We start from the raw sequence: 22,721 nt of genomic DNA, 5'->3' as shown, positions 1-22,721 counted from the left end.
TAAGTAATCAAATTAATCAAAAATCGAGCGAAAAAAGCAAAATTGCGATAAACGTATTTTTTTTATTAAAAAAGTATTATTAATATTGAATATAACCCAAATACTTAATATTATGGTAAGAAAAGTACTTTTTGTTTTAGGATTTGTAATTCCTGTTTTTTTAATAGCTCAAGTTGGTGTTGGTACTGTAACGCCACGAGGTGCTTTAGATATTGCATCTACAACATCAGGATTGATATTGCCAACGTTAAGCTTAACTGCGACAAACGTACAAACCGCAATAAATCCACAAACTGGAGTGATACCAGATGGTACAATGGTATATAACACCAATACAACTGGAGGCGTCAATGGTGTATCTCCTGGAGTTTATTATTGGTCTGGCGCTCAATGGATAAGAGTTCCAGCAAATGGCACTAATAATGATTGGTCTTTAAACGGAAACACGGGTACAACTTACGGCACTAATTTTTTAGGTACAACAGATAACACTGATGTTTCTTTACAGCGTAATGGTAACCGTCGCGTAAGACTAGAAAATAGCACCACAACATTTACCGATGAAATTCAAACAAGAGATGGAAGTACAGATAGTGGTGATGTTTTAGTTAGAATTTACGATTCTGCAGATGATGGAGTAATAGATATTTACCAAAATAATGGGGTTAATCATAGATTTCATGGTAACGGAGAATCGGTTTTAAACGAACAACAATTAGATTTAGATTTTAGAATTGAAAGCGACGATTTTGATGATGTATTTTTTGTAGACGGTAATGACAACTTAGTTTCTATAGGAAACCGCACGCCATTTTTTAATACCATTGACACTTTTCAATCTTATGCTTATTTTGTAGATGATCATGCTGTTAACGGATATTCAGATAGTGGTGTTGGTGTTTATGGCTCGGATGCATCAAATGGTTTTGGTGTAGAAGGCGTTGCTTCAAATACAGGTGTTGGTGTTGTTGGTAGTGCAAGTGGAGGGATTCCATCATTTGTACTAGGTTCTGGGGGTTCTTTTAGTGGGGCAGGTACTGGTGCATTTATAGAGAGTACTATTGCTAGAGGAGTTGGAATCTTAGCTCAAGTTAATGGCTCTGGTTTGGTTTCTTTTGGAGGAGATGAAGGTGCTGTAATTTCAGGTAATTTTATTGGTGCTGTTGGTTTCAATGATACGGCAGGAGGCTATGGTCTAATTGGTAGAACTAATGCAACTGGCACATCAGCAGTATTTGCAATTGGAAATTCTGGCGCTACTGGTGTTAAAACCTTTATTATTGATCATCCATTAGATCCTGAAAATAAAAAGTTGAAGCATTTTTCAATTGAATCTGATGAGGTTTTAAATGTATACAGAGGAACAATAGAGTTAGATGCTAATGGAGAAGCTCAAATAGAATTACCAGCTTATTTTGAAGCAATAAATATTAATTTTTCTTATCAATTAACTCCTATTGGAGCTAGTATGAGTGATTTATATGTCAGTAAAGAGGTTAGCGGAAATTCGTTTTCGGTCTCTGGAGGAAAAGCTAATAAAAAAGTATCATGGACTGTTTATGCAGAGAGGAATGATATGTATTTACAAACATTTCCTGAGCAAAGAGAAACAGAAGTTATTAAAACTGATGATGAGCGTGGCAAGTACTTAGATTATGATGCTTGGAAACAACCAAAAGAAAAAGGAATTTTTAACCCAATTAAAATTGAAACTAAAACTTACGAAAAAACTAATAAAAAGGGAACAATCCCTACACAGTTTAAATAAATTTAAAATTTAATCCTAAAAAAAACGCCTTACTAAATACATAGTAAGGCGTTTTTGTTATTTAATGAGCTTGCCATTTTTATCATGAAAATGATATTCCAGATAGGTGTAAGCATCTCTTGGTAAAATTTTTACCCATTTTTTGTGTTCAATAAACCACTTTGAACGGATAGACGGAAATCCTTTTGTTAAAAAAGCAGCAATAAAAGGATGCGTATTTAACGTAATCTTCTTATGTCCTTTTTTAAAGAGTTGTTCTAGCTCATGTGTTATTTTTTGTACCAGAATAATTGGAGCTTCTACTTCTCCCTCAATATCGCCATTAGGGTTGGCTTCTCGAGTTTTAATATTCATTTCTGGTCTTACACGTTGTCTAGTAATTTGTACTAAGCCAAATTTACTTGGCGGTAATATTTTGTGTTTTGCTCTGTCATCTTTCATCTCATCTCTTAAATGATCATACAGCTGCTTTCTGTGTTCTGCAGTGTGTAAGTCTATAAAGTCTATTACAATTATGCCACCCATATCTCGTAACCTTAATTGTCTGGCAACTTCTGTTGCAGAGATAAGATTAACCTCTAATGCGGTGTCTTCTTGCGAATTCGATTTATTAGATCGGTTACCACTATTTACATCTATAACGTGAAGTGCTTCTGTGTGTTCAATAACAAGATAAGCTCCTCTGGACATAGATACAGTTCTTCCAAAAGCAGTTTTAATTTGTCGCTCAATCCCATACTTTTCAAAAATAGGAACGTTAGAATTATAGTGTTTTACTATAGACTCTTTTTTTGGCGCAATTTTTTGGACATATTCTTTAATTTGAATCGCAAGGGATTCGTCATCAATATGAACTCCTGTAAAGGAATCGTTAAATATATCTCTAAGTATAGACGATGCTTTGCTAAGCTCTCCTAATACTTTTGATGGATGATTAGCTTTGTGTAATTTCTTACACATCGCATTCCATCTTCCTAAAAGATTTTGTAGGTCTTGATCGATATCTGCTACTTTTTTTCCTTCAGCAACTGTTCTTACAATAACACCAAATCCTTGTGGTGTGATGCTTTTGACTAAACGTTTTAAGCGGTCTTTTTCTTCTTTGTCTTCAATTTTTTGAGAAATTGAAATTCGATTAGAAAAAGGGACTAAAACAATATATCTTCCAGCAATAGAAAGTTCAGAGCTTATTCTTGGACCTTTTGTAGAGATAGGTTCTTTTACAACCTGTACCAATATAGATTGGTTAGATTTTACAACATCACTAATTTTTCCGTCTTTAGTAATGTCTTCATCAAATGGGAAATTTTTTAAAGAAAAATCTTTAAGTTTACCTGTGCTTACAGCCTTAGTGAATTTGATAAGCGAAGCGATTTTTGGGCCTAAATCATGATAATGTAAAAAGCCATCTTTTTCATAGCCTACATTTACAAAAGCAGCATTTAAACCGGGAATAGCCTTACGTACTTTGGCAATAAAAATATCGCCAACCGCAAAGTTATTATCGTCTTCATCTTTGTGCAATTCAATAAGTTTTCCATCTTTTAATAAGGCAAAATCAACATGTTCAGGATTAGATCGAATAATCAATTCTTTTTCCATAGTGTTAATTTATATCCATACAATTATGTATAGATGGATTATACATTATTTCTTTCACAGGATTTATAGTTAAATCCGATAAGTTTCTACAGTCCTATAAGGTTGTATAAGGTGTAGAACTCTATTTCAAAGAACATTTTTTTAATAAAACCAAAAAAGTAGTTATGGAAACTACTTTTTTGAATTATTTCTTCTTTTTGTGACGGTTAGCGCGTCTTCTTTTCTTACGCTTGTGCGTTGCAACCTTGTGTCTTTTACGTTTTTTACCACTTGGCATAGATCAATAAGTTTTTAAGATTAATAATTCGTTTTTATTTTACGTCTACATTTGTTTTTACGCCTTCTACAAATACTTTTGCAGGCTTAAATGCAGGAATATTGTGAGCAGGTATTTTAATCGTAGTATTTTTTGAAATGTTACGTCCTGTCTTCTCCGCTCTTGTTTTAATAATAAAACTTCCAAAACCTCTAAGGTAAACATTATCACCAGATTCTAAAGAAGTTTTTACTTCTTCCATAAATGTTTCAACCGTAGCTTGTACATCTCCTTTTTCAATTCCAAGTTTTTCAGAAATTATAGATACTAAATCTGCTTTAGTCATTTTACTTTTATATTATTTGGGTTACTAAAATTATAAGGCTTGCAAATATAGGCATTTAATATTCAATATTTCAAACCTAATTAATTAAAATTTAATATGATAAAGCTTTAGTTTTGTAATCTATTTCTAAAAATTAAAATGAACTTCTCAAAAAAGTTAATTAATTGGTATTCAGTAAATAAGAGGGATTTGCCTTGGCGGAAAACACAAAATCCGTATTTTATCTGGTTATCCGAAATCATATTACAACAAACACAAGTTAAACAAGGCTGGCCATATTACAGTAAATTTACAGCAAATTACCCTACGGTTTTTGACTTAGCAGCAGCTAAAGAAGAAGATGTTTTAAACTTATGGCAAGGTTTAGGTTATTATTCTAGAGCAAGAAATTTACATGCATCTGCCAAATATATAGTCAACGAACTTGATGGTATTTTTCCTAATACTTATAAAGAGATTAAAAAATTAAAAGGCGTTGGAGATTATACAGCAAGTGCCATTGCAAGTATATGTTTTAATGAGCCAACTGCCGTAGTAGATGGTAACGTTTATAGAGTACTGTCTCGCGTATTTGGAATTGAAACACCTATTAACTCTACTTTAGGTATAAAAGAGTTTAAAACTCTAGCTCAAAAACTTGTAGATGTAAAACAGCCGGCTACATTTAATCAGGCTATAATGGATTTTGGATCTCAAGTTTGTAAACCAAAACAACCACTCTGTGAAACCTGTATATTTAATTCTACTTGTTTAGCCTTTAACTTAAACAAAGTATCTGCTTTACCGGTTAAGCTTAACAAGACTAAAATAACTGAAAAGTATTTTAATTTTATTGTGTTTTTAGTTGATGGAGATTTAACACTTATAGAAAAGAGGACAAAAAAAGGTATTTGGCAAAATCTATATCAGTTTCCTTTAATTGAATCTAAAAAGGAATTAACCCTTATGGAGATAACAAAAAGAGTGAAAGTGCAATTTGAGCTTAGTCAATTAGAAATACGTTTGTTTAATAAAGATGTTATAACACATAAATTGTCTCATCAACACTTAAAAACTAAATTTTGGGTAGTTTCAACTTCAAATTTAACTGCAAATACAACAAAGATTAAAGACCTTAACAATTACCCAGTACCAGTTCTAATTCAGAATTTTATTAATGACTTTAATTTTTAATTTAAGCTTCATCTTTTTTTTTGTAATTTTATTAAAATGAATTGGTAGATTAGCCTATTTAAATTAAACATATATGTCTGGAACTTTAAATAAAGTTATGTTAATTGGTCACTTAGGGGACGATGTGAAAATGCACTATTTTGAAGGTGGAGGCTGTATAGCCCGTTTTCCATTAGCAACTAACGAAAGTTATGTGAGTAAGCAAACCAATGAACGCATAACAAATACGGAGTGGCATAATATTGTATTAAGAAATAAAGCTGCCGAAATTTGTGAAAAATATTTGTCTAAAGGCGATAAAATTTATGTTGAAGGTCGCATTAAGTCTCGTAAGTGGCAAGATGATGCAGGAAATGACCGTTATTCTACCGAAATTCAAGTTAATGACTTTACATTTTTAACCACAAAAAAAGATGGTGATACTGAAAACAATTCAAAATCAGCGCCAGAAACAAATCATAATTCAAGTAACGAATCAGACGATTTACCTTTTTAAACACTAAAAATCATAACATTGGATCCCGAACTCAAGAGTTTACAGCTAATCTTTTTATCTGCTATTAATATCTCAACCATATTAAGTTTTTTATTGCTTTTTATTTTATTGTTTTGCTCTGCTTTAATTTCAGGAGCAGAAGTAGCTATTTTCTCACTAACTAAATTAGATATTGAAGATGAAGCTGCTGATAAGCGTATAGAAGTTGTTTCTATTTTATTAGAGCGGCCAAAAAAATTATTAGCAACCATTTTAGTAGCTAATAACTTTATAAATATAGCTGTTGTAATACTGTTTGCTTATTTAGGTGATGTTTTATTTGGTGGAATTGCATCTCAACTAGTTAAATTTGTATTAGAAGTAGTTGTTATCACTTTTTTAATCTTATTATTTGGGGAGATTCTACCTAAAATCTATGCTAGTAGAAATCGGGTAAAATTTGCTAAACTAATGGCTTATCCCATAAAATTTTTAGATGTCGTATTTTCTCCATTAAGTTTGCCTATGAGAGCAATCACCTTAGGGATTCATAACAAGTTAGGAAAACAAAAAAGTAGTATAAGTGTAGACCAATTATCTCAAGCTTTAGAATTAACGAGTCATCAGGATACATCAGCAGAGGAGCAAAAAATACTCCAAGGGATTGTATCGTTTGGTAATACAGATACTAAACAGGTCATGAAGCCTAGAATAGACATTTTTGCACTATCTACTCAAGATACATTCGAAGAAATTATACCTAAAATAATAGAAAAGGGTTATTCTAGAATACCTGTATTTAACGAAAACATAGATAATATTCAAGGTATCTTATACGTTAAGGACTTATTACCATATACTAATAAATCTACCTTTAATTGGTTAGAACTTTTAAGAGAGCCGTTTTTTGTGCCAGAAAACAAAAAGTTGGACGATTTAATGTCCGAGTTTCAAGAAAGAAAAGTTCACTTAGCAGTTGTTGTAGATGAGTATGGTGGTACCTCTGGATTAATCTCTTTAGAAGATGTTATTGAAGAAATTGTTGGAGACATAAGCGATGAGTTTGATGACGAAGATTTGGTGTATTCAAAACTGGACGATAAAAACTTTGTTTTTGAAGCTAAAACAGCTTTAAAAGATTTTTATAAAGTAATTAAGTTAGAAGATCAGTCTTTGTTTGAAGACCAAAAAGGGGAAGCAGAAACATTAGCGGGTTTTGTTTTAGAAATTTCAGGAAAGTTTCCAAAAAGAAACAGTAAAATAAAATTCGAAGACTATATGTTTACTATTGAAGCTTTAGATAAAAAACGAATTAAACGACTAAAAATTACCTTACCTTAATGTTTAAGTTACCTAAGATATCAATTCTATTAGTTATTCTTTTTTTTATGTCTTGTCAGGAAGATGCAGTGCCAAAACCTAAAGCTCATTTAAGGTTAAGCTATCCTGAAGCGGTTTACAAAACTACAAAAAGTAATCTGCCTTTTCAGTTCGAGATGAATACGTTTAGCGACTCATTAGAAATAACAACACTGCGTAATGACTCAACCAGTTATGGTATTAATATTGTTTATCCCAAATTAAAAGGAACTATTTACTTAACCTACAAACCTGTAGGCAACGACTCAATTTTAAAACGTTACTTTATAGATGCTCAAAATTTCACTCAGGAGCATACCCGAAAGGCAGATGAGATTGCAGAACAGTTATATGATAATAAAGAACGTAGGGTTTATGGAATGTTTTATGAGGTAGGCGGTAATGCTGCATCGCAATCACAATTTTATGTTACAGATAGTACAAACCACTTTCTAACAGGATCATTGTATTTTTATGCTAAGCCCAATTACGATTCTATTTTGCCAGCAGCGCATTACTTAAAAAAGGATATAAAAAAAATAATAGAAACCATCACCTGGAAATAGTTTAGTTATTATGATGAAATGGGAAAAATTACTGTCTTTAAAACGATTTGGCGATACAAACAAACGCTTACGTAAAGAACAAGACGATACACGTCTAGGTTTTGAGGTGGATTATGATCGCATTATTTTTTCTTCAGAATTTAGAAGTTTACAAGACAAAACCCAGGTAATCCCTATGTCTCAAACCGATTTTGTTCACACTAGACTTACGCATAGTTTAGAGGTTAGTGTAGTAGGAAGATCTTTAGGACGTATTGTAGGCAAACAATTGTTGAAGAAACATCCTCATTTAAATACAAGCTTAGGTTACCAAGCAAACGATTTTGGAGCTATTGTTGCTTCTGCAGCTTTGGCTCACGATATTGGTAATCCGCCTTTTGGGCATAGTGGTGAAAAAGCTATTGGTGAATTTTTTAAGACAGGATTAGGAAAGCAATTTCGCGGCGATTTAAGTGAGCAAGAATATAAAGATTTATGTTTGTTTGAAGGCAATGCTAATGGTTTTAAAATTCTTACTCAAAACAGACCTGGGCGTGAAGGAGGCTTAAGGTTAAGTTATGCGACTTTAGGAGCGTTTATGAAATATCCTAAAGAAGTTTTACCAGTTAAACCAACGTCTCATATTGCCGATAAAAAGTATGGCGTATTTCAAGAAAATAAAAATCAGTTTACAGAAGTTGCTGAAGAACTAGGTCTTTTAAAACGAGGTAGTCAGGAATCTATGAGTTTTTCAAGACATCCTTTGGCGTTTTTGGTTGAGGCAGCAGATGATATTTGTTACACAATTATTGACTTTGAAGATGGTATTAACCTGGGTTTAATCCCTGAGGAATTTGCGTTAGAATACCTTTTAAATTTAGTCAGGGACTCGATAAATACAAATAAATACAATTTATTAAATAATACAGAAGACAGATTAAGTTATTTAAGAGCTTTAGCTATTAACAACTTAATTAAAGAGGCAGCTTCGATTTTTATAGAAAATGAAACTGAAATTTTAAACGGAACCTACAATCACGCTTTGCTAGATAAATGTAAATATCAGGCTCAAGTTAATGATATTATAAAATTAAGTGTGGAAAAAGTATATCGTTCTAAAGAGGTTATTGATAAGGAAATAGCAGGTTTTGCAATTTTAACCAAACTTCTTGAGGTATATACTAAGGCAGTAATTAGTAAAGCTAATAATACATCAACATTTTTAGACGATTTGATTTTAAACGATTTTCCAAAAGACTTAATTGAAAATTCAGTAACTACGTATGATAGATTGTTGTCTGTTTGCCATTACATTTCACTTATGTCTGACTCCAATGCAAAACTGCAATTTAATAAGTTAAAAGGTTAAAAAAGTTAAATTCCGAATAATAATTCGGTTTTTTTTGGAAATATCTATTATATACAATATCTTGTTGCCCGATATTAACTTTTTTTTAACGAATTATTTAACTATGAAAAGAAATTACTTTTTGATTTTTATGTTATGTGTTGGTTTTATATCTCAAGCCCAATACTACGATAAATCAATAGAACCTATAGATTTATCTATACTTCAGCAAGCATTAGACAATGAAAAAAGAACGGGTTACACTACTACAGATATAGATAGTTGGCTTATTCAAAGTGATGCTTCATCTAGAAACCAGAATTCTTGGTATTATTATGTCGTTCAAACTCATAATGATATTGTTGTTAGAAATACGGTGGCAAACATTTATGTAAATAATAATGTAGCTACTGTGGTAAATTCTCGTTTTGTAAAGAATCTAGAATCTAAAATAAATATACAGTCTCCATCTATTTCAGCTTCGGAAGCTGTAAAAAAAGCCTTAGCGTATCATGACTTAAAAGTTCAAAACGTTAAACAAATTGATTTTGACAAGGAAAAGAAAATCTATGTTTTTGAGAAAACAGAAGATTTGTATTCTGATATTAAAGTGAATCTAGTTTATGAAGTTGTTTCTGAAAATGAAATTGTACTAACTTGGAATGTAAACTTAGATTACAAAAAAGGATCACATTGGTGGAATACAAGAATTGATGCCTCAAACGGATCTTTCGTAAGTGTTAATGACTGGGTAACTTCTTGTTCTTGGGGAGATGTTAAAAATCATGTTGCACACAAGCATACAGCTAAAAGTAATAATTTAAAAGAAAAAAAACAGATTGATTTTATCAATTCGGTTTATTCAAAAAATAATTCTGAGTCAGCTTTAATGGCAGGGGCTTATAGAGTGTTGCCATACTATGTGGAAAGTCCAAATCATGGAGTTTTTGAGTTAGTTTCAAATCCTGACGACCCAACTGCTTCTGCGCTAGGTTGGCATAATAATGGAAATGCTTTTACGTCAACTAGAGGAAACAATGTAATTTCTAGATATGATTCCAACGGAAATAATAGTAATGCAAATCCTGTTACAAATCAAAGTGGACCTGGATTAGTATTTGATTATCCTTATGGAGGTACTAGTGTTGCTGCAGATACTTATATAAATTCATCTAGAACTCAATTGTTTTATATGAGTAACGTAACACACGATATTTATTACAGATATGGTTTTGACGAAGCCTCTGGGAATTTCCAAGAAAATAATCTTGGTAATGGAGGAACGGCAGGTGATCCTGTAGATGCAGATGCACAAGATGGGAGTGGTGTAAATAATGCAAACTTTTCAACTCCAACAGACGGAAATAATGGAAGAATGCAAATGTTTTTATGGAACCAAGGAGCCTATAACCCTAATGAGTTATTAACCATAAATAACACACCTTTGGCTGGCGATTACGCAGCGTTAGATAATAATTTTAATCCAGGAAATGTTCCAGTAACTGCACCTATTACTGCAGATTTAGTATTAGTTGAAGATAATAATACAGGAGGGACAAATTCAACAGACATAAATGATGGTTGTGGAGCGATTACAAATGCTGCTGCTTTGAATGGAAAAATTGCCGTAGCTAGACGTGGTGCTTGTAACTTTACTTTAAAAGCAACAGAGGCTCAGAACGCTGGAGCTGTTGCTATATTAATTATCAATAACGTTGCAGGAAATATTATCATGGGTGGTGGAGATGGTACAATTACAATACCTGCATATTCTTTAAATCAAGCTGATGGAGATGCGTTAATTGCCCAAATGTCATCTTCAACTGTAAATGCTACTTTTAATCCATCACCTCCACCTTTTGTGGAATTGGATGGAGATTACGATAATGGTGTTGTTGGCCATGAGTATGGACATGGTATTAATATTCGATTAGTTGGTGGTCGTTTTAATTCTGGATGTGTTAATGCTGTAGAGTCTATGGGTGAAGGTTGGGCAGATTTTATTGGTAAAATCATACAACTTAGAAACTTAGATAATGGAATTCAACTAAATGGGACAGGAACTTTTGTAGTTGGACAAGCTCCAGACGGACAAGGTATTCGTCCGGCTCCTTATTCTGGTGATATAGCTAATAACCCAATGACTTATGAGTTATTACGTCAAGATACCACAAATGCTACATTTACAATACCACATGGTGTTGGGTCTGTTTGGGCAGGAATTTTAATGGATTTAGCATGGGATTTAATTGTTGTACATGGATTTACTGATGATATTTATGATTCTAATGGAACTTTTGGAAATACTATTGCACTTAGTCTTGTAGTTGAGGCAATGAAACTAACAGCTTGTGATCCTGGATTTGTAGATGGAAGAGACGCTATTTTAAGAGCAGATGATGTTTTATATGGTAATGGAGTTGCAGGTTCTCAAACAGGGCCTAACCAATGTATAATATGGAGTGCTTTTGCACGTAGAGGTGTAGGTTTTAGTGCAAATCAAGGAAGTAATAACTCTACCTCAGACGGAGCACATGCGTACGATTTGCCTCCAGCTCTAGGTTGTACACCAGATTTTTTAATTGATAATGGAGATGATGAAATTGAAGAATTTTGTCAGGGAACACAATCTTCTGCGAGTTTTGATTTTGTATTTTACGAGCAAAATGCCTATGATACGCCAACAGGATTTGTTGCTAATGGTTTACCAGCAGGTGCTTCGGCTACATTTTCTCCTGCAACTATGCAAGATACAGGCTTATTTACCATGACTGTTACTGGAATTCCAGCAGGAACTTCTGGGAGTTTTCCTATAACAGTTGTTCCAGGAGGAGATGCTTCAAAAGCAAGAAGTGTAGATTTAATTATAAATCCTACAAATCCAAATGTATTAGATGGTGATACTGAATTTTCTACAGACAATTCAACATATACATCTTTTTCTAATAATCAGACCATAAATATTGCTCCTGGCGTTGATTTAGACTTACGTCTTCCAGCTTCAGCATTTAATGGAACTTTATTATGGACTAGTCCTAATGGTACTACTTATACTACAAATACAGTAAGTTTTACAAATGTAGTAGATGGTAATAACTCTGTAGAGGGTAACTGGACATTAGATGTTTCGTTTACTAATGACTGTGCGGCACCATTGGCACCTCAAAATATGAACTTTACTGTAAATATAGATCCATTATTAAGTACTAATGAATTTAATTTAGAAGAATTAGTTTTATTCCCTAACCCTACTAAAAATAGTATAACGATTAAAGGAATGAAATCTACTAATGACTTAAAAGTTGGTATTATTGATATTACTGGAAGAGTTTTATTAAATCAAGTTGATATTACAACTTCAAATAAAGAGGTTAAGATTGATATGAGTAAATTGTCTTCTGGTACTTACTTTATTACTTTAGATAGCAACGATTTTAGTACTGTTAAGAAGGTTATTAAAAAATAAATAACTAATTAATTATAAAGCAAAAGCCGCAAATTTATTTGCGGCTTTTTTAATTACATTTTTTTTAAAAATTAGTTTAGTAATTCTATTAATAAAGATTTAATTTTATTTGCAGAAATACCAACAATACTATGAAGTTCTTCCACAGTTCCGTGTTCTATAAATCGATCTGGTATACCTAAAGACTCTAATTTTATAGAAAAATTATGCTCATGTAAAAAACTCGAAATTAAAGAAGCTAATCCACCAATCTGACTATTGTTTTCAACAACTATTATTTGATTATAGTTACGTGAAATTTCAAAAAGTAAATGTTCATCTAAAGGCTTAATAAACCTAAAATCGTAATGTCCAATACGGTCATTCTCTTGTAATTCTAAAATTACTTTTGAAACGTCTGTTGCAGCTGTTCCAGTTGTTATTATAGCAATTTCAGTTCCTTTTTTTAACTCTATATTTTTACCTATTGTTATAGCTTCAAAAGGTTGTTTCCAATCTATAATTTCACCTTTACCTCTAGGGTATCTTATAGCAAGTGGTTGTTTTAAATTAAGTTGAGCTGTGTAGAGCATATTTCTTAATTCAATCTCATTCCTAGGTGAGAAAATAATAAGGTTCGGGATACAGCTTAAATAACTTATATCAAAAGCACCGTGATGTGTTGCACCGTCTTCTCCAACCAAACCTGCGCGATCTACACAAAAAATAACGGGTAGATTTTGTAAAGCCACATCATGTATAATTTGGTCGTATGCCCTTTGTAAAAAGGTAGAGTATATGGTGCAATAAGGGATAAAACCTTGAGTGGCTAATCCAGCAGCAAAAGTAACCGCATGCTGTTCGGCAATGCCCACATCAAAAGCACGATCGGGTAATACGTCCATCATATATTTTAAAGAGCTTCCTGTTGGCATAGCAGGAGTAATACCGACTATTTTAGGATTTAGCTTAGCTAATTCAAGTAGGGTTAATCCAAAGACATCCTGAAACTTGCTAAATACATCTTTGGTATCTTTTGGGACTAATTCTCCTGTAAGCGCATCAAATTTCCCTGGAGCATGGTATGTTACTTGGTTCTCTTCGGCTTGTTTTAAGCCTTTTCCTTTCGTGGTAATAATATGTAATAACTTTGGGCCTTTAATAGATTTAAGCTCTTCTAAAGTCTTTAAAAGTAATGGTAAATCGTGTCCATCTATGGGGCCAAAATATTTAAAATCTAAGGCTTCAAAAATATTGTCTTGCTGCTTTTTCCCCTTTTTTACATTGGTAAAATAATTTTTTAATGCACCAATACTCGGGTCTATGCCAATAGCATTATCATTTAAAATAATTAATAGGTTGGCTTTGGTTACGCCTGCATGGTTTAAACCTTCAAAAGCCATCCCGCTAGCTATGGAGGCATCTCCAATAACTGCAATGTGTTGTTTTGAGTCTTCTTTTTTTAATTTTGAAGCAATTGCCATTCCTAAAATGGCAGATATTGAAGTGGAAGAGTGCCCTACTCCAAAATGATCGTATAGAGATTCTTCGCGCTTTGGAAAACCACTTATACCACCTAATTGTCTGTTGGTAGAAAATTGATCTCGTCGTCCTGTTAGTATTTTATGGGTATAGGCTTGATGCCCGACATCCCAAATTAAGGGATTAACAGCACAATCAAAAATACGATGTATAGCAATAGTTAATTCTACAACGCCTAAATTTGCCCCTAAATGACCGGCTTTTACAGAGACGATATTAATGATGAAATGACGAATTTCTGCAGCAAGTACTTCTAAGTCTTTTTCCGATAACTGTTTTAAGTCTGCCGGAGTATTTATATGCTGAAGAAATGTATAATGCATTACTTAAATTTTAATCAAAAATACAAAAGAAGCAATAATTAAACTTTGTATTTAAAATTTTAAGTATTTTTAATTTTAAGAGTTAAATGATATGATACAAGTTTTTGATGATGCCTATTTTATGAAAAAGGCTTTACAAGAAGCTGAAACAGCTTTTAGTAAAGGTGAAATACCTGTAGGTGCTATAATAGTGGCAAATAATCAAATTATTGCTCGTGCTCATAATTTAACCGAGCAGTTAGCAGATGTTACGGCTCATGCCGAGATGCAAGCTATAACTGCGGCAGCCTCTTTTATTGGTGGTAAATATTTATTGGATTGTACGCTTTATGTTACGTTAGAGCCGTGCCAGATGTGCGCTGGTGCATTGTATTGGAGTCAGATTTCTAAAATTGTATTTGGTGCTACAGATGTTGAGCGTGGTTGCGGCGCTTTGGGAACCAAACTACACCCAAAAACTAAAATAGTTGGTGGTGTTTTAGCTGAAGAATCTGCCGATTTAATGAAGCGTTTTTTTATTGAAAAACGGAATTTGAATTAAAGTTTGATTTTGCGTTAGCGATTGAAGCATTGTTGGAGCTCTTTATTTTTTAGAAAAAAAAATAAAAGCGACTGCGAAAAGCGCGACCTGCAAGGTAACGCCCAAATTATTTTCTTTTTTGAGAGTTTCGCATTTTATCCAGATTCTCGTTAGTTAACATATAATCTTTTGGGTTTTTGCCTTTCCAATGGTGATAAATAAAAAGTGGAATCCATATAAAAAATAAACCGCAAGTCCCGAAACCAATAAGTTTTTCGGAATATGATACCTCTAAAAAGAAACCTGAGAGAATACTGGTTAACACGGCTAAAAATACAATCCAAAGTATATATTTCATTATTATTTTGTAAAGTTTATTAATTGACGTCTGTAAGCGGTAAGAAGTTTAGATTTCGATACGAAACCTGCATATTTTCCATTTTTAATTACGGGTAAATTCCATGCACTAGAATTTTGAAACTTTTCCATAACTACTTTCATATTGTCCGCATCAAAGTTAATAATATCTGGAGGATTATGCATAAGATGTTTAACAAGTGTGGTGTCGTACAAGCTTCGGTCGAACATTATACTTCTTACATCGTCTAGTAAAATGACGCCAGCAAACTCTTCGTTTGTGTTTACCACAGGGAAAATATTTCGGGTAGATTTAGAAACGCCTTTATGGAGCATTTCGCCTAAAGTCATTTCTGGATGTAATGTGACAAAATTAGTTTCTATAATGCTTCCTAAACTCATTAAAGTCAGGACGCTTTGGTCTTTATCGTGGGTAAGAAGTTGTCCTTTTTGAGCCAGCTCTTTGGTGTAAATGGTAAAGTCAATTGCATTTTTTTTAATAGCGAAAGAAATACCAACACTTATCATTAGCGGAATAAAGAGTTCATAACCACCAGAAATTTCGGCAATTAAAAACATGGCTGTTAATGGTGCATGCAGTACGCCAGCAATTAATCCAGCCATACCAATTAAGGTGAAGTTGGTTTCGGATACATTAAATCCTAGCTGATTTATAATTTTGGCGACCACATTACCTAATGCGCTCCCCATAACCATAGTTGGGATGAAAATACCACCAACACCACCAGCTGCAAATGTAGTGGTCATGGCGATTGCTTTAAATACCGTAATTCCTATGAGTAAGGCAATAACTACCCAGATTTGGTCTGTATAGGCATCAAATGGTGTGGTGCCTAATGCTTTTAAATGATTTCCTGCGAGTAAGTTGTTTATAAAACCAAAACCTTCACCATATAGTGGCGGAATAAAATAGAGCATAACTCCAATAGCTAGCCCGCCCACTAAAAGTTTTTGGAAGGCAGTTTTAAATATTTCAAAACCTTTTAAAATGAAAAAATACATTTTGGTGAAATAAATGGAAGCGATTCCTGTACCAATCCCTAACGCTACATAAAATAACGTGTCGTTAATAATAAATTTGTCTGAAGATTTAAAATTGAATAGTAAATCGTCCCCCAAAAAAAAGTAAGAGGTTAGTACTGAAGAAACTGATGCTATCAATAAAGGTAATAAGGATGCAAAGGTTAAATCTAAACTAAACACTTCTATAGCAAAAATAATGGCTGCAATAGGCGATTTGAATATGGATGAAATTGCTCCTGCAGCTGCACAACCAATAAGTAGAGTTCTTGTTTTTTGGTTAACATGAAACAGCCGCCCAATATTGGAGCTTATTGCAGAACCTGAAGCAATTGCTGGACCTAAGAGTCCAACCGAACCTCCAAAACCAACAGTTAGTGGTGCAGCAATTAAAGGTATGTATATTTTTGAACGTTCTATAATACCACTTCGTCTGGATAATTTATGCAAGATTGAAGGTATGGCGTGGGAAATAGGTTTTTTAGTTACATATTTTACAAACCAGTACACCAACATTAATCCTATAAAGGGCAATACAAAATACCATTGGTTAGAGGTTAATGCTCTTAAATTTTCGAGTACAGCCTCAATATAAAACGTAATATTTCTTAGCGTTACAGCAGCTAAACCAGCTAAAAAACCAACCAAAGCACTTAAAATAAAAGTAAAGTTTTTTTGAGAGACATGTTTATATCTCCATATTAAAAACTGTTTAAGCCGTGTTTGTGTTTTTGGCATATTATAAATGTATCCAAAAAATCCCGCTTGCGCAGGATTTTTTACTTGAACTTTGTTAAGTTATCTTATGATTCTTGTAAATCTAATTTTAAGCTTAATTCTTTTAATTGTTCATTATCTAATTTTGCTGGTGCATCTATCATCACATCACGTCCAGAATTATTTTTTGGAAATGCAATAAAATCTCTAATGGTTTCCTGTCCGCCTAAAATAGAGACTAATCGGTCTAAACCAAATGCTAGTCCACCATGTGGTGGCGCGCCATATTCAAACGCATCCATTAAAAATCCAAACTGCGCCTTAGCTTCTTCATCACTAAAACCTAAATGTTTTAACATAATAGCTTGAGTGGCTTTATCGTGAATACGAATAGAACCGCCGCCTATTTCATTTCCATTTAAAACCAAATCGTAAGCATTGGCTTTAACCTCTCCAGGTTTAGAGTCTAACAACTCTATTTGTCCTGGTTTTGGCGATGTAAATGGATGGTGCATCGCGTGATAATGTCCAGTTTCTTCATCTAACTCCAATAACGGGAAATCTATAACCCATAAAGGTGCAAATACTTTAGGGTTTCTTAAGCCTAAACGCTCTGCTAATTCCATACGTAATGCGCTTAATTGTGCACGGACTTTATTAGTGTCTCCAGAAAGAATTGCAATTAAATCGCCTGCTTTAGCACCGGTTTTTTCTGCCCATTTAGCTAAATCGTCTTGGTCGTAAAATTTATCTACAGAAGACTTATAAGTTCCGTCGTCATTACATTTTACATAAACCATTCCTAAAGCACCAATTTGTGGACGCTTCACCCAGTCTATAAGTTTATCTATTTCTTTTCTAGTATATTCATTTCCACCTGGAACAGCAATACCTACCACAAGCTCGGCATCGTTAAATACTTTAAAATCTTTATGTTGGGCTACCTCATTTAATTCGCCAAACTGCATTCCAAAACGAATATCTGGTTTATCATTTCCATATAAACGCATAGCGTCGTCATATAACATGCGTGGAAACTTTTCAATCTCTACACCATTAACTTCTTTAAGTAAGTGACGCGTTAAATTTTCGAATACATTTAAAATATCTTCTTGCTCTACAAACGCCATTTCACAGTCTATTTGTGTAAATTCTGGCTGTCTGTCGGCACGCAAATCTTCATCTCTAAAGCATTTTACTATTTGGAAATATTTATCCATTCCACCAACCATAAGTAATTGCTTAAAGGTTTGTGGACTTTGTGGTAAGGCATAAAATTCACCTTCGTTCATTCTACTTGGCACGACAAAATCACGTGCACCTTCTGGCGTAGACTTAATTAAATATGGTGTTTCTACTTCTATAAACCCTTCTCCCGATAAAAAGTTACGTACTTCTTGAGTAACTTTAGAACGAAAGATTAAATTGTTTTTTACAGGATTACGACGAATATCCAAATAACGGTATTTCATACGTAATTCTTCACCACCATCAGTATCATCTTCAATAGTAAATGGCGGTAATTTGGCGTTATTTAAAATGGTTAATTCCTTAACCAAAACCTCAACCTCTCCTGTTGGAATATTTTTGTTTTTAGATTCACGTTCAATTACAGTTCCTTTAACCTGAATTACGAATTCACGCCCTAATTTTTGAGCCTGCTCCATCATAGTTTTAGGCGTACGTTCTTCATCAAAAATAAGTTGTGTAATGCCGTATCGATCTCTTAAATCGACCCAAATCATAAAACCTTTATCTCTTGATTTTTGAACCCAACCTGAAAGGGTAACTTCTGTATTGATATGTGATGCTCTTAATTCACCACAACTGTGACTTCTGTACATATTGGTAATTTTGAAGTGCAAATTTAATATTTATATTTTGACTGTAGATTTTTATAAGCTATAAAATTTTAGAGCGACTACAAAACTTAAATTCTACGTTGGCAATTTACAGCACAAAAAAAGCTTCAATAGTCTATTGAAGCTTTTCTGGATTAACACGGTTGGGTTTATTTTAAGAACCACACATTTCGCAATCATCTGGTGCATTACCATTTGCTGCTTTTGCTAATTCAATCATTTTTTTATATTCATCTGCAGCTATAGGCTGAGATTCTTCAGTCTGAGCAGAAAATTTTTGAGCTGTTTGTGCTGCCTTTTGTTGCTTAGCCACTAAAGCATCATCTATTTCTACAACTTCAGCAATTGGTGCTTCTTTTTTCTTAGTATCTAAAGTAAATTTAATAGCGTCTACTGCACTCTTAGTTCGTAAATAGTACATTCCTGTTTTTAAACCGCTCTTCCATGCGTAAAAGTGCATAGAGGTTAATTTAGCCATAGTTGCACCTTCTAAAAATAAGTTAAGTGATTGTGACTGATCTATAAAGTAACCACGTTGGCGAGACATATCTATAATATCTTTCATAGAAAGTTCCCAAACTGTTTTATATAAGTCTTTAATATTTTGAGGGATAATGTCTATATGCTGGATAGAACCATTAGCTCTCATAATATCTTGCTTTAAACTATCATTCCAAAGACCTAACTCTACTAAATCTTCTAATAAGTGTTTGTTCACTACAATAAACTCTCCAGATAGTACTCTTCTGGTATAAATATTAGACGTGTAAGGCTCAAAACACTCATTATTACCTAAAATTTGAGACGTACTTGCAGTTGGCATTGGTGCAACTAAAAGTGAGTTACGTACACCGTTTTTAAGTACTTTTTTACGTAATGCTTCCCAGTCCCAACGACCAGACAAGGTGTCTTCTTGGATATTCCATAAGTTATGTTGGAACTGTCCTTTACTAATTGGAGAACCTTCATAAGTTTGGTATGGACCTTCTTCTTTTGCCATTTCCATACTAGCGGTAACTGCTGCATAGTAAAGGGTTTCAAATATATCTTGGTTTAAAGCTTTAGCTTCATCACTTGTAAAAGGTAAACGTAACTGGATAAACGTATCTGCTAAACCTTGAACACCTAAACCAATTGGTCTGTGTCTAAAATTAGAGTTTTCTGCCTCTTTTACCGGGTAATAATTACGGTCTATAACTTTATTTAAGTTTTTAGTAACGCGCTTGGTGATTTTAAATAACTCTTTATGGTCAAACTCACCATTCTTTATAAACATTGGTAAAGCTATTGACGCTAAATTACATACAGCAACTTCATCTGGAGAAGTATACTCCATAATTTCTGTACATAAATTAGAGCTACGTATAGTTCCTAAATTTTGCTGATTCGATTTACGGTTTGCAGCATCTTTATAAAGCATGTAAGGGGTTCCAGTCTCGATTTGAGATTCTAAAATTTTCTCCCAAAGTTCACGAGCCTTTATGGTTTTGCGACCTTTTCCTTCCGCTTCATATTTTAAATATAATGCTTCAAACTCTTCACTATGTGTTTCTGGTAAACCAGGACATTCGTTAGGACACATTAAAGTCCAAACACCATCTTCCTGTACACGTTTCATAAATAAATCTGAAATCCACATCGCATAGAATAAATCTCTTGCACGCATTTCTTCTTTACCATGATTCTTTTTAAGATCTAGGAAGTCAAAAATATCGGCATGCCACGTTTCAAGATACATAGCGAAACTACCTTTACGTTTCCCGCCACCTTGATCTACATAACGTGCTGTATCGTTAAATACTTTTAACATAGGTACAATACCGTTAGAGGTACCATTAGTTCCTGCAATGTAACTTCCTGTTGCACGTATATTGTGCATAGCTAGACCAATTCCACCAGCAGACTGTGAAATTTTAGCGGTTTGTTTAAGTGTATCGTAAATACCATCAATACTATCTTCCTTCATAGTTAATAAGAAACAAGATGACATTTGTGGTTTTGGTGTTCCAGAATTAAAAAGTGTTGGTGTGGCGTGTGTAAAATATTTTTTAGACATTAACTCGTAAGTTTCTAATGCCGCATCTAGGTCATTTAAATGAATTCCAATAGAAACACGCATTAACATGTGTTGAGGTCTTTCAGCTATTTCACCATTCAATTTTAATAAATAAGAACGCTCTAAAGTTTTAAAACCGAAATAATCATAACCAAAATCACGATTATAAATAATTGAAGAGTCTAATTTCTCTTTGTTTTCTATGATAACGTTATACACCTCATCACTTAATAATGGTGCTTTTTTACCTGTACGCGGATTTACATACGTGTATAAGTCGTGCATAACCTCACTAAAAGATTTTTTAGTGTTTTTATGTAAGTTTGAAACCGAAATACGTGCTGCTAAACGCGCATAATCTGGATGAGCAGTAGTCATTGTAGCGGCTTGTTCTGCTGCTAAGTTGTCCAATTCGCTAGTGGTTACACCATCATACAAACCTTCAATAACTCTCATGGCTACTTTTACAGGATCTACCAATTCGTTTAATCCGTAACATAATTTACGAACTCTAGCCGTAATCTTGTCGAACATGATAGGCTCTTTTCTTCCGTCTCTTTTTAATACAAACATATTTTACACTTTTTTTAGTTGTTCTGAACACACCATAGTTTCAGAATAAGGGTTAGTTGGTTATTACAGTATCTAAAAGTGAATATACTTTTAGATAAACCATTTAAATTTTAGGTTAAGTGCGTTTAAAAAATAAACGCAGAAATTTGGGTTTTATTTGAAAATTTACTGACTAAAAGTCTGCGTCGAAGCTAAACTTATCGCTTTCTTCCTCTTTATTCATCACACCAGCTTTTTGGTATTCAGAAACACGTTTTTCAAAGAAATTTGTTTTTCCTTGAAGTGAAATCATGTCCATGAAATCGAAAGGATTGGCTGTGTTGTATTCTTTTTCACAACCTAATTCACCTAATAATCTGTCGGTAACAAATTCTAAGTATTGCGACATTAAATTAGCATTCATACCAATTAAACTTGCCGGAAGGGATTCTGTAATAAATTCACGCTCTATATTTAAAGCGTCAATTAAAATTTCACGAATACGCTCTTTAGGAACTTTATTAATTAAGTGTTTTTCGTGTAAGTGTACTGCAAAGTCACAATGTACACCTTCATCTCTAGAGATTAACTCGTTTGAGAAGGTTAATCCTGGCATTAAACCACGTTTTTTTAACCAGAAAATAGAACAAAATGCACCTGAAAAGAAAATACCTTCTACAGCAGCAAAAGCAATAAGACGCTCTGCAAAGCTTGGCGATTCTATCCATTTTAAAGCCCAATCTGCTTTTTTCTTAATAGCAGGAAAGGTTTCAATCGCGTTAAATAGCTGGTGTTTTTCTTTTTCGTCTTTAACGTAAGTGTCAATTAATAACGAATAGGTTTCACTATGAATGTTTTCCATCATAATTTGGAACCCATAGAAAAACTTAGCTTCACTATATTGTACTTCACTTACAAAATTCTCTGCAAGATTTTCATTAACAATACCATCACTAGCAGCAAAGAATGCTAATATGTGTTTAATAAAATATTTCTCGTCTGCCGTAAGCTTTGTATTCCAATCGGTAATATCTTGATGTAGATCAATTTCTTCAGCAGTCCAGAAACTAGCCTCAGACTTTTTATACCATTCCCAAATATCATGATGTTGAATTGGAAAAATGACAAATCGATCTTTGTTTTCTTGTAAAATAGGCTCTACTGCTTGCGACATAATTTTAAGGGTATTTGTTATACCGAAACGTTAGTCATTTTCGGCTTAACAAAGATTTAAAAATCTGTTCATTTATGAAAGCTATTTTAATTAACAAAGCTTATGACTTTTTAACAAGAAGTCGTATTTTTCCTACAAATAGACGATTTTATAAATTAGTCTATTTTGCTGAAAATTAGATGTTTATAAGATTAAAAATGCGCTCGCTAGCGATTAAATATAGGATTTTTAAAAAACACGATTTTTAAATTTGTGTAGAT

16 protein-coding genes are annotated in these 22,721 nt (G+C 33.3%); 8 read left to right on the top strand and 8 right to left on the bottom strand.

Annotated features, from left to right (window positions below; all coding sequences use genetic code 11):
- The first annotated feature begins 112 nt into the window (after positions 1-112).
- The gene (locus tag C7H52_RS01915) at positions 113-1,768 is read left to right on the top strand and encodes a hypothetical protein (RefSeq protein ID WP_106462196.1); all 1,656 of its coding nucleotides are present in this window, start codon (positions 113-115) and stop codon (positions 1,766-1,768) included.
- Positions 1,769-1,825: 57 nt separating this feature from the next.
- Here the strand turns inward: C7H52_RS01915 and C7H52_RS01910 are convergent, their stop codons facing one another.
- Both C7H52_RS01910 and C7H52_RS01905 read right to left on the bottom strand, forming a co-directional pair.
- Entirely contained in the window at positions 1,826-3,370 is a 1,545-nt protein-coding gene (locus C7H52_RS01910; protein WP_106462195.1) for an Rne/Rng family ribonuclease, read from the bottom strand.
- Between the two features lie 311 nt (positions 3,371-3,681).
- Positions 3,682-3,972, bottom strand: a complete 291-nt coding sequence (locus tag C7H52_RS01905) for an HU family DNA-binding protein (protein WP_106462194.1) — start codon at positions 3,970-3,972, stop codon at positions 3,682-3,684.
- A gap of 138 nt (positions 3,973-4,110) precedes the next feature.
- Here C7H52_RS01905 and mutY point away from each other — a divergent pair, with 138 nt between their 5' ends.
- The 6 genes from mutY (at position 4,111) to C7H52_RS01875 (ending at position 12,338) form a co-directional block, all read left to right on the top strand.
- Positions 4,111-5,145 carry an A/G-specific adenine glycosylase gene (gene mutY, locus C7H52_RS01900; protein ID WP_106462193.1) on the top strand — a complete coding sequence of 345 codons (1,035 nt, stop codon included), beginning with the start codon at positions 4,111-4,113 and terminating at the stop codon, positions 5,143-5,145.
- Positions 5,146-5,218: 73 nt separating this feature from the next.
- Complete coding sequence (locus C7H52_RS01895) at positions 5,219-5,641, top strand: single-stranded DNA-binding protein (RefSeq protein WP_106462192.1); 423 nt, start codon at positions 5,219-5,221, stop codon at positions 5,639-5,641.
- A gap of 18 nt (positions 5,642-5,659) precedes the next feature.
- On the top strand, positions 5,660-6,961 hold the full coding sequence (locus C7H52_RS01890) for a gliding motility-associated protein GldE (protein WP_106462191.1): 1,302 nt from the start codon (positions 5,660-5,662) through the stop codon (positions 6,959-6,961).
- Positions 6,961-7,545: a gliding motility lipoprotein GldD gene (gene gldD / locus C7H52_RS01885; RefSeq protein WP_106462190.1), complete on the top strand. Its 585-nt coding sequence runs from the start codon at positions 6,961-6,963 to the stop codon at positions 7,543-7,545. The genes C7H52_RS01890 and gldD overlap by 1 nt, the downstream gene beginning before the upstream one ends.
- Positions 7,546-7,558: 13 nt before the next feature.
- The gene (dgt, locus tag C7H52_RS01880; protein WP_106462189.1) at positions 7,559-8,893 is read left to right on the top strand and encodes a dGTP triphosphohydrolase; all 1,335 of its coding nucleotides are present in this window, start codon (positions 7,559-7,561) and stop codon (positions 8,891-8,893) included.
- A 103-nt stretch (positions 8,894-8,996) separates the two neighbouring features.
- On the top strand, positions 8,997-12,338 hold the full coding sequence (locus C7H52_RS01875) for a M36 family metallopeptidase (protein WP_106462188.1): 3,342 nt from the start codon (positions 8,997-8,999) through the stop codon (positions 12,336-12,338).
- A 71-nt stretch (positions 12,339-12,409) separates the two neighbouring features.
- On the opposite strand, the gene C7H52_RS01870 is transcribed toward C7H52_RS01875, so the two are convergent.
- The gene (locus C7H52_RS01870; protein ID WP_106462187.1) at positions 12,410-14,182 is read right to left on the bottom strand and encodes a 1-deoxy-D-xylulose-5-phosphate synthase; all 1,773 of its coding nucleotides are present in this window, start codon (positions 14,180-14,182) and stop codon (positions 12,410-12,412) included.
- 91 nt (positions 14,183-14,273) lie between these two features.
- Here C7H52_RS01870 and C7H52_RS01865 point away from each other — a divergent pair, with 91 nt between their 5' ends.
- Complete coding sequence (locus tag C7H52_RS01865; RefSeq protein ID WP_106462186.1) at positions 14,274-14,723, top strand: nucleoside deaminase; 450 nt, start codon at positions 14,274-14,276, stop codon at positions 14,721-14,723.
- Between the two features lie 106 nt (positions 14,724-14,829).
- Here the strand turns inward: C7H52_RS01865 and C7H52_RS01860 are convergent, their stop codons facing one another.
- The 5 genes from C7H52_RS01860 to C7H52_RS01840 form a co-directional block, all read right to left on the bottom strand.
- Positions 14,830-15,060, bottom strand: coding sequence for a hypothetical protein (locus tag C7H52_RS01860; RefSeq protein ID WP_106462185.1), 231 nt, complete (start codon positions 15,058-15,060; stop codon positions 14,830-14,832).
- Positions 15,061-15,062: 2 nt separating this feature from the next.
- Entirely contained in the window at positions 15,063-16,838 is a 1,776-nt protein-coding gene (locus C7H52_RS01855; RefSeq protein WP_106462184.1) for a chloride channel protein, read from the bottom strand.
- A 65-nt stretch (positions 16,839-16,903) separates the two neighbouring features.
- Entirely contained in the window at positions 16,904-18,661 is a 1,758-nt protein-coding gene (aspS, locus tag C7H52_RS01850; protein WP_106462183.1) for an aspartate--tRNA ligase, read from the bottom strand.
- Between the two features lie 172 nt (positions 18,662-18,833).
- Positions 18,834-21,308, bottom strand: a complete 2,475-nt coding sequence (locus tag C7H52_RS01845; RefSeq protein WP_106462182.1) for a ribonucleoside-diphosphate reductase subunit alpha — start codon at positions 21,306-21,308, stop codon at positions 18,834-18,836.
- Between the two features lie 172 nt (positions 21,309-21,480).
- On the bottom strand, positions 21,481-22,461 hold the full coding sequence (locus C7H52_RS01840) for a ribonucleotide-diphosphate reductase subunit beta (RefSeq protein ID WP_106462181.1): 981 nt from the start codon (positions 22,459-22,461) through the stop codon (positions 21,481-21,483).
- Positions 22,462-22,721: the final 260 nt, after the last annotated feature.

The organism is Aurantibacter aestuarii (assembly GCF_003008425.1).
Taxonomy (GTDB): Bacteria; Bacteroidota; Bacteroidia; order Flavobacteriales; family Flavobacteriaceae; genus Aurantibacter; species Aurantibacter aestuarii.
Note: the sequence above shows the minus strand (reverse complement) of the source record. Positions and strands in the feature narration are given on the sequence as shown.

Excerpts from the sequence above, each read along its gene's own strand:
- C7H52_RS01915 (WP_106462196.1), top strand. The coding sequence starts at position 113 with ATGGTAAGAAAAGTACTTTTTGTTTTAGGATTTGTAATTCCTGTTTTT.
- C7H52_RS01845 (WP_106462182.1), bottom strand. The coding sequence starts at position 21,308 with ATGTTTGTATTAAAAAGAGACGGAAGAAAAGAGCCTATCATGTTCGAC.
- C7H52_RS01860 (WP_106462185.1), bottom strand. The coding sequence starts at position 15,060 with ATGAAATATATACTTTGGATTGTATTTTTAGCCGTGTTAACCAGTATT.
- C7H52_RS01855 (WP_106462184.1), bottom strand. The coding sequence starts at position 16,838 with ATGCCAAAAACACAAACACGGCTTAAACAGTTTTTAATATGGAGATAT.
- gldD (WP_106462190.1), top strand. The coding sequence starts at position 6,961 with ATGTTTAAGTTACCTAAGATATCAATTCTATTAGTTATTCTTTTTTTT.
- C7H52_RS01905 (WP_106462194.1), bottom strand. The coding sequence starts at position 3,972 with ATGACTAAAGCAGATTTAGTATCTATAATTTCTGAAAAACTTGGAATT.
- C7H52_RS01840 (WP_106462181.1), bottom strand. The coding sequence starts at position 22,461 with ATGTCGCAAGCAGTAGAGCCTATTTTACAAGAAAACAAAGATCGATTT.
- mutY (WP_106462193.1), top strand. The coding sequence starts at position 4,111 with ATGAACTTCTCAAAAAAGTTAATTAATTGGTATTCAGTAAATAAGAGG.
- C7H52_RS01870 (WP_106462187.1), bottom strand. The coding sequence starts at position 14,182 with ATGCATTATACATTTCTTCAGCATATAAATACTCCGGCAGACTTAAAA.
- C7H52_RS01865 (WP_106462186.1), top strand. The coding sequence starts at position 14,274 with ATGATACAAGTTTTTGATGATGCCTATTTTATGAAAAAGGCTTTACAA.
- dgt (WP_106462189.1), top strand. The coding sequence starts at position 7,559 with ATGAAATGGGAAAAATTACTGTCTTTAAAACGATTTGGCGATACAAAC.
- C7H52_RS01895 (WP_106462192.1), top strand. The coding sequence starts at position 5,219 with ATGTCTGGAACTTTAAATAAAGTTATGTTAATTGGTCACTTAGGGGAC.
- C7H52_RS01875 (WP_106462188.1), top strand. The coding sequence starts at position 8,997 with ATGAAAAGAAATTACTTTTTGATTTTTATGTTATGTGTTGGTTTTATA.
- aspS (WP_106462183.1), bottom strand. The coding sequence starts at position 18,661 with ATGTACAGAAGTCACAGTTGTGGTGAATTAAGAGCATCACATATCAAT.
- C7H52_RS01910 (WP_106462195.1), bottom strand. The coding sequence starts at position 3,370 with ATGGAAAAAGAATTGATTATTCGATCTAATCCTGAACATGTTGATTTT.